Genomic DNA, 1,863 nt, shown 5'->3' with positions numbered 1-1,863 from the left:
GTAACTATTCGTTGAAACCATATTGACCCTTGATTTCCAAGGGCTACAAGCACCTATACTTAAGTTCAACATGGCTGCAGCCCCAGGTAATCGCGAACATTGTATGGGATCACCAAACAGTTACCTCGAAGGATAGGGAAGCCGGGGCAGGATCTTGATTCTTGATCTGATTTTTTTCAACTTCAACTTATGTTGCGTCATTTAAGTTGCACCATTTTCGATCTCCACTTTCAGAATAAATGCCCTTTCCTAATACCCACTGACTCTCCCTTGACCTTGATAACCGAACCATCCCCAAGCTCTGCCTGACAGACGATCAGATCAATCAAGACCCTTCCCTGGTTACACATAAACGGTTTTACATAAACAGTCATTAAGGGTTAATTAGTGATTTCAAAATATTATTATTTACTTAAATAAATCTTGTCTATTGTTGGCATTGAAATGACTTTTATAAAACTGTTTGGGAATACTCAAATTCATTATCTAACAAGTATGATCAGAGTATAATCAGGGCCTCAACATTAAGATGAATGGAAAAAATTATTATAAATATTAACTGTCATAAACATCGTTTCTGTCGAAAATGTTTGTCTGTCATAAACGTTTTTTTGTCATAAACATGGTTTGATAAACTGCCAAACACAAATTCAAGCCAGTTTTGACCACCAAACAAACCATTCCCTTATTTGGCCTATTTTTCAGGATTGCATAATCATCCGCTAGATTATTTGAGTAACCTTTTCGCTTATGAAAATGGAGTGATTAAATGAACGCTACCAGCAGCGCGTCGGGGTCATTAACACCCAAACGATGCCTTATCTGCTTGAATACAGACAAAGAGCCAAGTCAATTGGGTGGGCATTCATTTGTCGAAACAAACTGCCAAAAGCATCTGTTATGTCACCTGGAATGTTTATACCACGACAATGCGAAGCCCGGTAAATCTGTGATTAAAAGGCTTTGTTGTCGTTGTGGGCCAGGTATGTCCCTGACTCGAAATAAAGAGCCTTTGTTAGAAGATGCCTGTAAAAAAGGAGATCTGGAAGCTCTCAAGATGGGGCTGGCACTGAAACCTGAAGGTGATTGCACCGCTGCTCTTTCAGCTGTAGCCAAAGCGGTAGCTGAAGCCTCAGTTAGTGGACATAATGATAGCAAGGACTTCACCGAGTGCTTCCGGACTTTGTCGAGCGCTATTCAAAATCACGCCGATGAACATAAAAAGCTGTGTGCCCAATTGGCAACACTGGCGACGGGAGTTGGAGTGGCCATAGCTGGATTGACCAAAGTTGAAACGGCAGCTGTCAGTGCAAAGTTTGTTGCGCTTTGTGAAATTGTAGGTGAAATTGCGAATATGTATATTACTGGTTTTCAAATGGGCACGGTGATGTCGATGTTCGGTTTTGGATCTCTGCTATCTTCGTGGGATCTCTCAGCTTTCCCTCATACCATTGCATCTATTTCAGTGTTATCAGGTTCGGTATTATTAGGCATTGCTTCATCAGACTTGGCATATAAAAGCGGTGAAAATATCGGAAAAAAAATGGGCAACAAGATTTATCTTGAGGACGGCAACACCCCCCTGCATATTGCTTCTCAAAACGACGCTTACCAATGCGTGAAAGCTCTGGTTGATGAATGGGCAGGTCGGGACCAGCAAAAAATGAGAATTATAAAATTGGCTTTCTCGACGATCATGAATGCTATCTCCAGTGGCATATCCGCATCTATGCCGGGTTTTATGGAAAGATTAAGTGATTCCTATAACGATTTATTTTTTCTGACTCACAGGTGGGATGTCAACACCACCAATCAGGATGGCTATACACCTTTGCACTTTGCTGCTGAGAATAATAGCGTCAG

The 1,863-nt window shown here is 41.3% G+C and carries 1 protein-coding gene; it reads left to right on the top strand.

Annotation, left to right across the window (positions count from 1 at the left end; genetic code table 11):
- Nucleotides 1-769: 769 nt before the first annotated feature.
- The coding region (locus tag KDK14_RS10740) for an ankyrin repeat domain-containing protein (protein ID WP_257265105.1) at nt 770-1,863 on the top strand (1,094 nt) is incomplete at its 3' end.

It is taken from the genome of Endozoicomonas sp. ONNA2, from assembly GCF_024606365.1.
Lineage (GTDB): Bacteria > Pseudomonadota > Gammaproteobacteria > Pseudomonadales > Endozoicomonadaceae > Endozoicomonas.
This window is presented reverse-complemented; position numbering and strand designations above follow the sequence as displayed.